The 12,411-nt window shown below is 52.4% G+C and carries 17 protein-coding genes; 16 read left to right on the forward strand and 1 reads right to left on the reverse strand.

The features are described from left to right. Positions 1–23: 23 nt before the first annotated feature. The 10 genes from D3P09_RS20635 (at position 24) to D3P09_RS20680 (ending at position 7,236) form a co-directional block, all read left to right on the forward strand. Positions 24–611: a histidine phosphatase family protein gene (locus tag D3P09_RS20635; RefSeq protein ID WP_207892526.1), complete on the forward strand. Its 588-nt coding sequence runs from the start codon at positions 24–26 to the stop codon at positions 609–611. A 188-nt stretch (positions 612–799) separates the two neighbouring features. After that, positions 800–1,984 carry a hypothetical protein gene (locus D3P09_RS20640; RefSeq protein ID WP_120113264.1) on the forward strand — a complete coding sequence of 395 codons (1,185 nt, stop codon included), beginning with the start codon at positions 800–802 and terminating at the stop codon, positions 1,982–1,984. Positions 1,985–2,044: 60 nt separating this feature from the next. After that, on the forward strand, positions 2,045–2,551 hold the full coding sequence (locus D3P09_RS20645) for a gamma carbonic anhydrase family protein (RefSeq protein ID WP_120113265.1): 507 nt from the start codon (positions 2,045–2,047) through the stop codon (positions 2,549–2,551). Positions 2,552–2,574: 23 nt separating this feature from the next. Beyond that, the gene (locus tag D3P09_RS20650) at positions 2,575–2,757 is read left to right on the forward strand and encodes an IDEAL domain-containing protein (RefSeq protein WP_120113266.1); all 183 of its coding nucleotides are present in this window, start codon (positions 2,575–2,577) and stop codon (positions 2,755–2,757) included. A gap of 109 nt (positions 2,758–2,866) precedes the next feature. Then, positions 2,867–3,289 (forward strand): DUF2487 family protein, encoded by a 423-nt coding sequence (locus D3P09_RS20655; protein ID WP_120113267.1) that lies wholly within the window; start codon positions 2,867–2,869, stop codon positions 3,287–3,289. A gap of 240 nt (positions 3,290–3,529) precedes the next feature. Further along, on the forward strand, positions 3,530–4,060 hold the full coding sequence (locus tag D3P09_RS20660; RefSeq protein ID WP_120113268.1) for a Rieske 2Fe-2S domain-containing protein: 531 nt from the start codon (positions 3,530–3,532) through the stop codon (positions 4,058–4,060). A 16-nt stretch (positions 4,061–4,076) separates the two neighbouring features. Continuing rightward, a complete protein-coding gene (gene qcrB, locus D3P09_RS20665; protein ID WP_120113269.1) occupies positions 4,077–4,748 on the forward strand; it encodes a menaquinol-cytochrome c reductase cytochrome b subunit in 672 nt (223 codons plus the stop codon). Between the two features lie 19 nt (positions 4,749–4,767). Further along, positions 4,768–5,631, forward strand: a complete 864-nt coding sequence (locus tag D3P09_RS20670; protein WP_120113270.1) for a menaquinol-cytochrome c reductase cytochrome b/c subunit — start codon at positions 4,768–4,770, stop codon at positions 5,629–5,631. Between the two features lie 66 nt (positions 5,632–5,697). Continuing rightward, positions 5,698–6,330: a DUF1405 domain-containing protein gene (locus D3P09_RS20675; protein WP_120113271.1), complete on the forward strand. Its 633-nt coding sequence runs from the start codon at positions 5,698–5,700 to the stop codon at positions 6,328–6,330. A 42-nt stretch (positions 6,331–6,372) separates the two neighbouring features. Beyond that, positions 6,373–7,236 (forward strand): sporulation protein YpjB, encoded by an 864-nt coding sequence (locus tag D3P09_RS20680; protein WP_165867516.1) that lies wholly within the window; start codon positions 6,373–6,375, stop codon positions 7,234–7,236. A gap of 26 nt (positions 7,237–7,262) precedes the next feature. Here D3P09_RS20680 and D3P09_RS20685 read toward each other — a convergent pair whose 3' ends face one another. Next, positions 7,263–8,126 (reverse strand): YitT family protein, encoded by an 864-nt coding sequence (locus D3P09_RS20685; RefSeq protein WP_243644327.1) that lies wholly within the window; start codon positions 8,124–8,126, stop codon positions 7,263–7,265. A gap of 133 nt (positions 8,127–8,259) precedes the next feature. On the opposite strand from D3P09_RS20685, the gene D3P09_RS20690 reads away from it, so the two are divergent. The 6 genes from D3P09_RS20690 to bshA all read left to right on the forward strand — a co-directional run bounded on the left by D3P09_RS20690 (position 8,260) and on the right by bshA (position 12,382). Beyond that, a complete protein-coding gene (locus D3P09_RS20690) occupies positions 8,260–8,595 on the forward strand; it encodes a nucleotide pyrophosphohydrolase (protein WP_120113273.1) in 336 nt (111 codons plus the stop codon). Between the two features lie 53 nt (positions 8,596–8,648). Then, positions 8,649–9,182 carry a tetratricopeptide repeat protein gene (locus D3P09_RS20695; protein ID WP_120113370.1) on the forward strand — a complete coding sequence of 178 codons (534 nt, stop codon included), beginning with the start codon at positions 8,649–8,651 and terminating at the stop codon, positions 9,180–9,182. Positions 9,183–9,198: 16 nt separating this feature from the next. After that, positions 9,199–10,005 (forward strand): 4-hydroxy-tetrahydrodipicolinate reductase, encoded by an 807-nt coding sequence (gene dapB / locus D3P09_RS20700; RefSeq protein WP_120113274.1) that lies wholly within the window; start codon positions 9,199–9,201, stop codon positions 10,003–10,005. A 38-nt stretch (positions 10,006–10,043) separates the two neighbouring features. After that, positions 10,044–10,466: a methylglyoxal synthase gene (mgsA, locus tag D3P09_RS20705; RefSeq protein ID WP_120113275.1), complete on the forward strand. Its 423-nt coding sequence runs from the start codon at positions 10,044–10,046 to the stop codon at positions 10,464–10,466. Beyond that, complete coding sequence (gene bshB1 / locus D3P09_RS20710; protein WP_424452460.1) at positions 10,466–11,158, forward strand: bacillithiol biosynthesis deacetylase BshB1; 693 nt, start codon at positions 10,466–10,468, stop codon at positions 11,156–11,158. Before mgsA ends, bshB1 begins: the two co-directional genes overlap by 1 nt. A gap of 63 nt (positions 11,159–11,221) precedes the next feature. Further along, entirely contained in the window at positions 11,222–12,382 is a 1,161-nt protein-coding gene (gene bshA, locus D3P09_RS20715; protein ID WP_120113277.1) for an N-acetyl-alpha-D-glucosaminyl L-malate synthase BshA, read from the forward strand. The last annotated feature ends 29 nt before the right edge of the window (positions 12,383–12,411 follow it).

Here is a 12,411-nt window from a genome sequence, read left to right on the forward strand (position 1 = left end):
ATACATCGAAAGGGGTAATCGGCTTGCTAATCGGCTTGGTCCGGCATGGAAAGACAGATTGGAATGCAAAGGGCATTATTCAAGGGCAGACGGATATCCCGCTTAATGAAGAAGGAATCGCGCAAGCGCAGGCGCTGGCTTCAAGGTTAAGCAATGAAGAGCGGATATGGGACGCGGTTATTTCAAGCGATCTGCAGCGCGCAAGGAGAACGGCAGCCATTATTGCGGAGCGGCTCGGCATTCCGGTATTAGAGCCGGATATCCGGCTGCGTGAGCGTTATTTTGGCGAAATTGAAGGGACGACGGAGCAGGAACGGCTGGAGCGCTGGGGAGCGGACTGGCGCGAGCAAAGTGTCGGCATGGAATCCGATGCCGAAGTTCGCGCGAGGGGCACGGAAGCGATAACAGATCTGATGAAGCGAGAAGAGGCTCGCAATATTCTTGTTGTCTCTCACGGCAGCTTCATCGCCCAGATGTTAAAGGAACTGTGCGCAGATTTGGAGGATTCCCGGCTAGGCAACTTGTCCTATTCGATTCTGGAGCGGCAAGGCGATGCATGGCAGCCGCTGCTGCACAATTGTACTAGGCATCTGGATGAGATTAAAGTCTAACGTAGTCTAATGGCGTTGGTTCATAACAGCTTTCCGATTGTTATCGGAGAGCTTTTTTTGCGTTACGCATGACCTTTCCTAATGCATACGGGTATGAAATGCGCGAATTGTCCAATAATGGTACTAAAACCTTAGCTATAGAAGCCGCGGCCTCCGAGGGAGCGGCACTCTGCAGAAAGGGGAGGGCCATGAATCTGTCGGATATGCTGAGTTATGCCGATATCGGTCAGCTCAGCAAGATTGCGGGCGCATACCGGTGCGAATGCAACGGGAACTCCAAGAACGAGCTGATTCAATCCATCCTGTCGCAAATCAATCGGCATGACGTATTCGAGAACCAAATCAGCTCCATGAGGCTGGAGGATCTCCGTTTCCTCAATTCTCTGTTATTCGAGTCCAGGCAGTCCTACAGTCTGGAAGATCTAGTCGCAAGGGTTCAGCAGAGCCGCTTCGGCGAGGAGAAGAAGGAAGCTCTGGAGGAGCCAGTCAAAAAAACGAAGAAGAGCAAAAAGAAAGCCGCATTGCCGCCGGAGCCGCCCAGCCCAAGAGAAATTATCGTCCAGTTCAAGCATCAGGGCTGGCTCTTTAACGGATTCAGCGGACCGGGAAGGTATCTGTTCCAAATTCCGAATGACCTGAAAACCCGATTCCGCGAGACGCTGAGGCGCCGGTTCGCCGAGCAGCTGCGCTATACGGATGAGCCGGCCATGTACAGGGATGAGCAAGGCTTGATACAGGAAGACATTAAGCAATTGCTTCATTATGTATACCACAATGAAGTGCAGCTTGTATCGGACGGTTCCATGTATAAGCGGTCCCTTCAGCAGCTGCTGGACCGGATGGGCGTTCGGGAGGAGCTGCCGAGCAAAGGAGCGTGGCGCTTCGGATACGGACGCCATTTCAATCAATATCCGGACCGTTTCTCCTTGCTCTATGATTACTGCTGCAGCGTGAAGTACATTAGCGAACAGCCTGACGGCTTGCTTGTTGTAGAGGAAGCGGGCAAGGAGCGGCTGGAGAAGCCTTCAGCAGCGGATGAGCAAGAGCTGGTGTACCGTTACTGGCTAAAGCTGTACAAGGGCCCTGTAACCAATCTGCTGTCGCTTGTCCACTGGGTTCACGCACTGGCCGCGGATTGGGTGAGCGTCTCGTCGCTGCGGGAAGTGCTAGTTCCATTCATTAAGACTTACTACTATGACGATGCCAACTCCATTCTGGAAGCGAGGCTGCTTAAAATGATGGTTCATCTCGGATTGCTGCGCATCGGGGAGCATTCCGAGCACGGAACGGTTGTGCGCATGACGAAGTCTGGTCATGCGATAATTGACCGTTCGGCGAGAGGGGCCGATACCGCGGGGCTCGGTTTGCATTGACTTTGGGAATAAGCCTTGGTAGAATCTCCCCAATTCAAGCTGACAAGGGAGATGAAGTGTATGTTGTTGCCGTATAACAAAATAGTTCCCGCCGTTCACGATAGCTGCTATATTGCAGAAGGAGCCAAGCTGATCGGAGATGTCTCGATCGGTGAAAAAAGCACAGTATGGTTCAACGCTGTGCTTCGGGGCGATCTTGCTCCGATTAGAATCGGGCATAGCTGCAACGTGCAAGACGGTGTAGTAGGCCATGTGAATACGGATCAGCCCCTTATACTGGCTGATGAGGTATCGGTCGGGCATAGCGCGATTATCCATGGATGCACGATAGGCAGAGGTACATTAATCGGAATGGGGGCAATCGTACTTAACGGCGCAGACGTTGGTGAATATGCTTTAATAGGAGCCGGTTCGATTGTGACAGAGAATAAGAAAATACCATCCTATACGCTTTCTATCGGAACGCCCGCCAGAGTCGTAAGAGAGTTGACAGAGGATGATTTGCTGCGCATGAGAAGGACGATGGAGAGCTACGTGACGAAAGGAATCGAATATAGGATCTCTTAAGCGCCGGTGTGGAGGTGTATCCTATGGACAAAATGAAAGAAACGTATGAGGCGATGCTCGGATTGGTCGCTGAGCTTGTACTGGACGAAGCCGTGCTGAAATTTCAGACCGAGAAGCTGAATCATGCGATAGACAAAGCGCTTGCGTCCGGCGACGAGGATACGTTCTACCGACTCGTCAAGCAACTCAATGAGCTGAAGCATTAACGATAAGGAGCTTCCAAGCGCAGACGGCTTATGCCCGCCCTAGCGCAAGGAGGCTTTCTTTTGTAGAATGGTAAGGCAAGAGCAGACAACGGGGAAATGAGGAGAACCGATGAAATTCAGCGATATTACGGAAGAACAATGGGACGAGCTTAAGCCGTACCTTGATACATGCCTGCTTCCTGTGACAGGCCTGGGCGGCGGGGAGACGCCTTACGAAGCGACAGAGCGGCTGGAGGACCTGCGTGATTTCATGGATATGGTGGAGATTCCGTTCAAAGGCAGAGTCGTCACATATCCGGCATGCCATTACATAGCGGAAGGCGAAGCGTTCTCAGCTATGCTTGGAGACTGGTGCGGAAGGCTGAAGCAAACCGGGTTCAAATATGTGATTGTGATGACTGCGTTTTCAGCGTCAGACCTGGCAATTAAGGATGCGGATCTTATTTTGCAGCCGGGAACGGGCGGAGAGCTTCCGTCACCCAATGAAGTGTCGTCACAAATTAGAGAGCTTTGGGCGGCTGTTTCTCCTTAATTATGGATTTTCTTCGTATAATTAGATCGAATTATGGGGAAAACAAATGCCAGAGCAGGTCAAATGTGACAAAATGATAACAAATTCTTGAACGGCATTTCCAGAATGACGCAAATATCGGGCCATATTCTTGACGCTCCCAAACACCTAGGCTATTATAAGTTATGTCCTAGTTCGTCATGTGTTTTTGCCGTGCGGCAAGACGCGAGATATGGTTGGCAAAGGGGGTTAGAACAGAAGATGAGTAATCATGAACAACACGAGACGGCGCATCGTCCGGTTCAGCGCAAAGAAATGTCCCGGCGTCAATTTTTGTCATATACGCTTGGCGGCACAACGGCCTTCATGATGGGCGGCGCGGTATTGCCGATGGTTCGGTTTGCAGTGGATCCGCTTCTTGCGAAGAAGGGCGAAGGCAATCTGGTCAAGGTCGTTGAGGAGAGCAGAATTACATCGGAACCGCAAGAATTCAAGTTCAAGATTCATCAAATCGACGGTTGGTATGAGAGCGAGCCTGAACTCGTAGCTTGGATCTCAAGAGGCGAAGACGGCAAAGTATTTGCCCTGTCTCCGGTCTGCAAGCATTTGGGATGCACGATTTTCTGGAATACGAAAGGTCATAACGAATATGACTGTCCGTGCCATGACGCGAGATATTCCAAGGACGGCAAGAACTTGGCAGTAGCCAACTCGCCGCTCGACGAATACGAAGTTGTCATTGACAACGGCATCGTCTACTTGGGACCACTTATTCCGAACACTAGAAGCTAAGGAGGGCGTACTGCAGATGTTTAAAAATGTATACAACTGGATCGATGAACGTCTTGACATTACGCCGCTTTGGAGAGATGTAGCAGACCATGAAGTGCCGGAGCACGTTAACCCGGCGCATCACTTCTCTGCATTTGTCTACTGCTTCGGTGGCTTGACGTTTTTTATTACGGTTATCCAGATTTTGTCGGGAATGTTCCTGACCATGTACTACGTGCCGGATATTATTAACGCTTACGCGAGCGTTGACTATCTGCAGCATCAGGTCGCATTCGGCCAGATCGTTCGCGGCATGCACCACTTTGGCGCGAGCTTGGTAATCGTTATGATGTTCCTACATACTCTTCGCGTATTTTTCACCGGCTCCTACAAGGCTCCGCGTGAGATGAACTGGGTAGTCGGAATGCTGATTTTCTTCATCATGCTGGGCCTTGGTTTCACAGGCTACCTGCTGCCATGGGATAACAAAGCTTACTACGCAACTAAAGTAGGTGTAGAGATCGCAGCTTCCGTTCCGCTTATCGGGCCTTACATCGCCGACTTCCTGTATGGCGGCGACATCGTAGGGGCGCAGACGCTGACTCGCTTCTTCGCGATTCACGTATTCTTCCTGCCAGGCGCTTTGATCGCTATGCTGGCAGCGCACTTCCTGATGATTCGGAAACAAGGCATTTCGGGACCACTTTAAGCGAAGGGAGGGCTTACACATGGCTCACGGTCATAAATCGAACGAGAAGGTCGTCTATGTAGGCGACTCGCGCGTTAAGAAAGCGGGCGGGTTCCAGACTCCGCCGGACTATACGTCATTTCCGGGCAAATCGGAAGCTTTCATCCCGAACTTCCTTCTGAAGGAATGGATGGTAGGCTGCGTCGTGCTGGTCGGCTTCCTGGTATGGGTAATCGCCGAGCCTGCGCCGCTAGGCTACCCGGCTGACCCGACGAATGCATCGTTTATTCCGATGCCAGACTGGTACTTCTTGTTCCTGTATCAATTCTTGAAATATCCATATGTATCGCAGGAGTACATCCTGCTTGGCACACTCGGCATCCCGGGCATCCTGTTCGGCGGCTTGCTGCTTGCGCCATTCCTGGACACAGGCAAGGAGCGCCGCTTCTACCGCCGTCCAATCGCTTCGTCGCTTATGCTTCTGACGCTTGCGGCTTGCGTATACTTGACTGTTGTATCTTGGGATCACTACCAGCATATGCTGGAGAAGAACGGACAAACTCCTGAGCATCACTTGCGCGAGGAAGAAGCAAGGCTTGCCCATGAGAGAGGCTTGCCTCGTCCGAACCCGCTTAAGAAAGCGCCTGTTGCTGCAATCATCGAGCCTGAAGATCCGGCAATGACGATCATCCAAGCTCAATGTATCGGCTGCCATGCGAATGACTTGTCCGGCGGAATGGGCCCTGCGCTTCTAGGCGTTGGCAATCGTTTGTCCAAGGAAGAGATCGCGGAAACGATTACGAACGGCCGGAATAACGGCGCTATGCCTGCGTACAAGGATAACCTTTCTACCGAAGAGATTGATCAGCTGGCAGTATGGCTGTCTAAGCAGACACAAGAGTAGTTGATTTAGTTGAAGAGAACCTGATCGAGTTATTCGGTCAGGTTTTTTTTGGAAAGGAACAAGATCATGAACCTGAGTTTGTTCTGGAGCCGAAGCTTCCTGTTGAACCGCAATGTGCTTTGGCTGTTATTTATCGTTAATTTGGTCGGTACGATCTACGGCTATATCTGGTATGAAAATCAGTTGATCTGGACCCTGGAGAACAAGCCGGCTTGGATGCTGCCTTTTGTTCCGGATTCGCCAACCGCAAGCTTGTTTTTTACGCTATCGCTTTTGTTCCTTATGTTTCCTCCGCAGCGAGCTTCCCGATTCGGGAATGCGGTGAGAGTCATTATCGAAGCGCTGGCAGTTGTATGCTCCGTCAAATACGGCATATGGGCGGTGGCGATGATTGTCGCCGGCGCGGCGCAAGGCGATGTGCTGAACTGGCAGCATTACATGTTGATTGCCTCCCACTTGGGCATGGCCGCGGAGGCGCTGCTCTATTTCAGATTCATGAAGGCTCGCGCTGGCGCGCTGGCGATCGGTCTCGGCTGGCTGCTGCTTAACGATACGATGGATTATACGTTTGGCATTAATCCGTGGCTGCCGGCGGAGCTGGAAGATGATCGGGATGCGGTACGCACCTTCACTTATGCTCTGTCGGTTGCGAGCTTCCTGGCCGCATGGATCGTATTGCGTTTTAGGAAAGAAGAATAATGTTGGACATCCCCTCATAGATTGGGCTATGGGGGGATGTCCATGAAATCGCGTATTATCATTCCGTTCATCGTCTGTCTCTGCATGGCGATAGGGACGGCTGGAGTGGTATGGGGCGGCGCGAGTCCTGAAGGAAGCCACGCATTCCTGTTTTCGTCAGGTCCGTACCATCAGCTCGAGCGGATGGACGAGACAGCGACAGCTTTATATACGGCGGCTTATCATAACAATAGGCAGGCCGCATTCGCGGAATTGCAAAGAATGAACAAGCTGCTGGGCAATGAGATGGTTCGCAGCTACGGCAGCGCCGACGGCTGGACAAGAATGGAGCAGGATGCCGCGGCGGTTGAACGGGCGCTAGCAGGCGGCGTGAAGCACTCGTTGTGGCTGGAACATACCGTCCGGCTGCGCATGGGCGCGGACGCGCTGATGAACGGCAAGGCTGCTTTATGGCTTCAATATAAAGCGCTGCTTAACAATGATTTGAATATGCTCAAGCAAGCTTGGAAGAGGCAAGCCGGGGACCCTGTTGCTGCTGCAAGGGCATCGCTGCAAGGATTAAGCGAGCATGCCGCGAGAATCGAGACGGCTGCTATATTCGCTGGCGACCCGATTCGCATGAGAGAGTTGATGGAGCGCATTGCGTATACGGGGAGACTGCTTGAAGGCAAGCAATCCACGGTCTGGAAGTCTGAGGTTGATCAATCGCTTGAAGCGATTAGGGGGGCGATTAACAGTGTATTCCTGGAGGACAAGCAGGCTGCCGCCGTTCCAGTTGTCGCACCGCCTGGCGCCGGGAATCCATTGAAGTGGGCGCTGCTGCTCGGAACGATCATATCAGCCGTGCTGACATGGACAGGATGGCGGAAGTATAAGGCTATGCCATACGGGGTAAAGAAGCTTTAGGCCTATTCTGGGATTTTCCGTGGCGGCTACTCTTCTTTGAACCCTTCGCCAAGCACATCATGAACATCATTGATGACGATAAACGCACGGGGATCGATATTGCGTATGATGGATTTGAGGCGGCGGTTTTCCGCCCTTCCCACGACGCAGTAGACGATCTCTTTTTGTTCTCCGGAGAAAGCTCCTTTGGCCGGCATGAGGGTGACGCCCCGCTCCAGCTCATGGGTGATGGTTGTTGCCAGCTGCTGGCCGTGGTCGGTAATAATGGAAAAGGCTTTGGCTGCATAGGCTCCTTCCTGCAGGAAATCGATCATTTTTGATGCGACAAAAACAACAACGAGTGTATACAGCACTTTCTCCAGCGAAATATACAGGATGGAGATGCCGATGATGACAGTGTCAAAGGCGAGTATGACTTGTCCCATGCTAAGGCTGCGCCAGCGGGTCAATATGCGCGCTATGATATCGATTCCGCCTGTGGTGCCGCCGAAGCGAAACACGATGCCCAGTCCGGCGCCAAGCGTAACTCCGGCATATAGAGCGGCAAGCATATGGTCATTGGTGCTATGGAAAGGCACCAGCCAACCCTCGTGGATGAAATACTCCATTAACGCAAGAAATAGAGAGAGAGATACGGTGCCTATGACGGTATATAGCATCTGGAACTTGCCTAGCGCTCTCCAGCCTAGGAGGAACAGCGGGATATTGAGCGCCAGCGTCGTGACCGACAGCTTCCAGCCTGCCGCATAATTGAGTAATACGGCAATGCCGGTCAGGCCGCCCTCCATCAGTTGGTTAGGAATGATAAAGTAGTGCAGGCCAAATGCATAAATGGCCGTTCCGACCAGGATGGGCAGAATGAGGCGCAGCTGATTCCAGATTCTTTTCACGGATTCGCCTACTTTCTTTATAGATCGCTTTACATTAGTATGGCGAATTGGCGCATTCGAAAAACATTGATTTTGGTCGGACCTATACGGTAACATAGTAACGTGCAGCACTATACGAAAGGAAGCCGGGAACATGTCAGAGAAGTCATTGGCTCAAGTACAGCGCGAGGTGGACGAGTATATCTCGCAATTCAAGGAAGGCTATTTCAGCCCGCTTGCACTCATGGCGAGAATGACCGAGGAGGTCGGCGAGCTGGCGCGTGAGATCAATCATTATTATGGAGAGAAGCCGAAGAGATCGGATGAGGCGGAGAACACCGTAGAGATGGAGCTCGGGGACATTCTGTTCCTGCTGTCCTGTTTCGCGAACTCGCTGGGCATCGATCTGACGGAAGCTCACGATAAAGTCATGCACAAGTTCAATACGCGTGACGCAAATCGCTGGACGAAGAAAAGCGACGAACTGTAAGCAAGCTCCATACATATGCTGTACCATCACCCCTGTACAAGGAGGATGGGCAGATGGATGGGGAGGCCTGCATCAGGAAGGCGTATGAATATATTTTTCACAGCGATTTCGAAGAGGCGATCTATTGGTTCGAGCAGGCGATAGCGGCCGAGCCGGATAACGCCGGATATTATCATAAATGCGCCGTATCCTGCGCGCGCAGCGGCAAGTGGCCGAAAGCGAAGGTTTATGCCGATGTGGCCGAGAAGCTGGAGCCGGACAACGAAGAGTACCGGTATCACTCGCAGGTTATTCAGTCCAGGCTGCTGCTGGCGGAGGCGAGCGGACTCGTCGCCGCAGAGAAGCCTGATCTGAAGGAAGCCGCTGAGCTGCTCAGGCATGCGGTTATGCTTGACCCACTTAGCTTTGAGGCGTATTATACGCTTGCAATGGTATGCATGACAGACGGAGGGCTGGACGAAGCCATTGAGTGCGCGCGGGAAGCGCTCAGGCTGGATCCCAATCATTCGGCGGCTCGCAGATTGTTCGCGGACATCAGCCGCAAACGGAGAATGGAGCGTATCCGTTCCACGATGAGAAGACGATAAGGAAAAGGTGATAGGGATGACGGTTGAACGGATTAGAGTCGCGGTTACAGGCGCTGGGGGAAGAATGGGCAGAGAGGTTGTCAAGATGGTGCTGGAGGATGAGGCTCTGCAGCTTGTTGCTGCCGTAGATCCGTCCTCCGGGCCGGTGGATGCCGGCATATTCGCAGGTCATTCCAATACCGGCGTAATCGTCAGCGCAACGCTGGACGAAGCGCTTAGTGGCGCGAAAGCGGACGTGCTGGTCGATTTCACCGTTCCGCAAGCCGCTTACGGCAATACGAAGACGGCGATTGAATACGGAGTTCGTCCGGTAATCGGGACAACAGGCTTTACTCCGGAACAAATCGAAGAGCTGGACGAGCTATGCAAGGAAAAGGGCATCGGCGGCTTGATCGCGCCTAACTTCTCCATCGGAGCGATTCTGATGATGAAATTTGCAGCGGAAGCATCCAAATATTTGCCTCATGTTGAAATTATCGAATATCATGGCGATCAGAAGCTGGATGCGCCGTCGGGCACGTCGATCAAAACAGCCGAGCTGATCTCGCAGGTTCGCCAGGAGCTGCGCCAAGGCAATCCGAAGGAAGAAGAAACAATTGAAGGAGCTCGCGGCGGATATTACAACGGCTTCCGTATACATAGCGTCAGACTTCCGGGCGTGTTTGCGCAGCAGGAGGTTATTTTCGGAGGCTATGGCCAAACGCTTAAGATCCGTCATGATTCCTATGACCGTGCCGGTTATATGCCGGGCGTTAATGTAGCGGTGAAGAAGGTTATGACTTATACAGGGTTAATCTATGGATTCGAACATATTATGGACTAGCCGACAAGGCTCCATTGACATCGGGAGAGGGGATTTTCATGCTGAACATTGCATTTATCGCGCATGACCGCAAGAAGGACGAGATGGTGAATTTCGTCATCGCTTATGAACATGTGTTCACGCCCCACAAGCTTTATTCCACCGGGACGACCGGTTCACGCATTATGGAACAGACAGAATTGTCGATCCATCGCTTTATGTCCGGCCCGCTTGGGGGAGACCAGCAGATCGGAGCGCTTGTAGCTGAGAACGAGATGGATTTGATTATATTTCTGCGCGATCCGCTGATGGCGCAGCCGCACGAGCCGGATATTATTGCTTTACTGCGTCTATGCGATGTACAGGGCATTCCGGTCGCTACGAATATCGCGACTGCAGAAGTGCTTGTGAAGGCTGTGGAGCGCGGCGACTTTGCATGGCGCGAACTCGTGCACAAATATAAGCCGGGAGCGGCTGAGTGATGGACAAGCTGGATATTCTCGTATTCGGAGCCCACGCGGACGACGCGGAGATTGGCATGGGCGGTACGATTGCCAAGCATACGGCGGCGGGACAGCGGGTAGGCATATGCGATTTGACCGAAGCGGAGATGTCCTCTAACGGCACCGTAGAGCTGAGGCGGCAAGAAGCCGCCGCTGCCTCTGCGGTGCTTGGTTTATCTGCGCGGACGAATTTGGGGCTGCCGGACCGCGGCTTGCAGCCGAGCAGGGAGCAGATTGAGGCTATCGTAGCGGAGATCAGGCGCTGGCAGCCGCGCTTTGTATTCGCGCCGTATTGGGTAGACCGCCATCCGGATCATATCGCTTGCAGCAAGCTGATCGAAGAAGCCGTGTTCAATGCCAAGCTGCGCAATTATATGCCAGAGCTGCCGCCTGTTCAGGTTGAACAGCTTATTTATTATTATATCAATGATGTAGAAGCCGTATCGTTGATCGTGGACGTCACATCGACCTACGATGCGAAGCGGGAGGCGCTGCGCGCTTACCGTTCTCAATTCGACCGGGCGCATAGCGCGGATTCGGTTGCCACGCCGCTAACAAGCGGGTATGTGGAGCGGGTTGAAGCCAGAGATTCCTTGCTTGGCCAAAGCAAGGGTTGGGGTCATGCCGAAGGCTTTGCGATAAAACGCCCCTTTGGCGTGGAATTATTTTGACAAAACGTACAGCCTGTAGGGAATAGATATAGATAAACCACATGAGTGGGAGGTGCATCACGAATGGCTAAAAAGCTGAAAATCGGCATTACATGTTATCCGACGCTGGGGGGTTCCGGCGTCGTGGCTACGGAACTAGGGAAGCTGCTTGCCGAACGTGGGCACGAAATTCATTTTATTACGCATAGCATCCCGTTCCGGTTAGGCAAATTTCATAAAAATATATTTTTCCATGAAGTTGAAGTCAATGACTATTACGTATTCCGTTATCCGCCATACGATCTGTCGCTTGCCAGCAAGATGGCTCAAGTCGCCAAGATGCAGCAGCTTGACCTCTTGCATGTTCATTATGCGGTTCCCCATGCCGTCTGCGCTTATCTTGCGAAGCAGATGGTTGGCAACGGACTGAAGACTGTTACGACGCTTCACGGCACCGACATTACGGTGCTCGCGCAGGATGAATCGCTAAAGGATCTGATCAGGCTGGCTATTCATCAGAGCGATGCCGTTACAGCGGTATCCAATGATTTGATTCAGGAGACGAGAAATCTGCTGGACATTCTGACTCCGATCGATTTGACTTATAACTTTGTGGACAAACGCGTCTATTATCCGCGCGAGGCAGCTTCGCTCCGCGCAGACTTTGCAGCGCCGGACGAGAAGATATTGATGCATATCTCGAACTTCCGCCCGGTTAAGCGGGTGAGCGATGTGGTGGAGATTTTCGAACGGGTATCGAAGCGGGTAAAATCCAAGCTGCTGCTTGTTGGCGAAGGGCCGGAGCTGACTAAAATCCAATGCAAAATTAAAAATTTAGGTCTCGAGGATCGTGTTCACTTCCTTGGCAAGCAAGAAGATGTCGCTCAGGTAATCTCCATGGCGGACGTGCTGCTGCTTCCGTCTGAGAAGGAAAGCTTCGGACTAGTATCGCTGGAAGCGATGGCATGCGGAGTTCCTACAGTCGGCTCCAATGCCGGAGGCATTCCGGAGCTGGTTACGCATGGCGTAACGGGCTTCTTGTCTGATGTGGGCCATGTTGAAGAGATGGCGGAGCATGCTGTGCAGCTGCTGACCGACGATGCCCTTCATGCCAGGTTCAAGGAAGCATGTTTGCATCGCGCAAGACATGACTTCTGCAACGATTCGATAACGGAGCAATACGAATCGATCTATTACCGTGTACTCGGCATTGATGCCGAGCTGCCGGTTTCCGTCTGCGAATAGCACTGCCTTAGGTGCTTGCCGCAGTCGCA

This window comes from Paenibacillus pinisoli (assembly GCF_003605435.1).
Taxonomy (GTDB): domain Bacteria; phylum Bacillota; class Bacilli; order Paenibacillales; family Paenibacillaceae; genus Pristimantibacillus; species Pristimantibacillus pinisoli.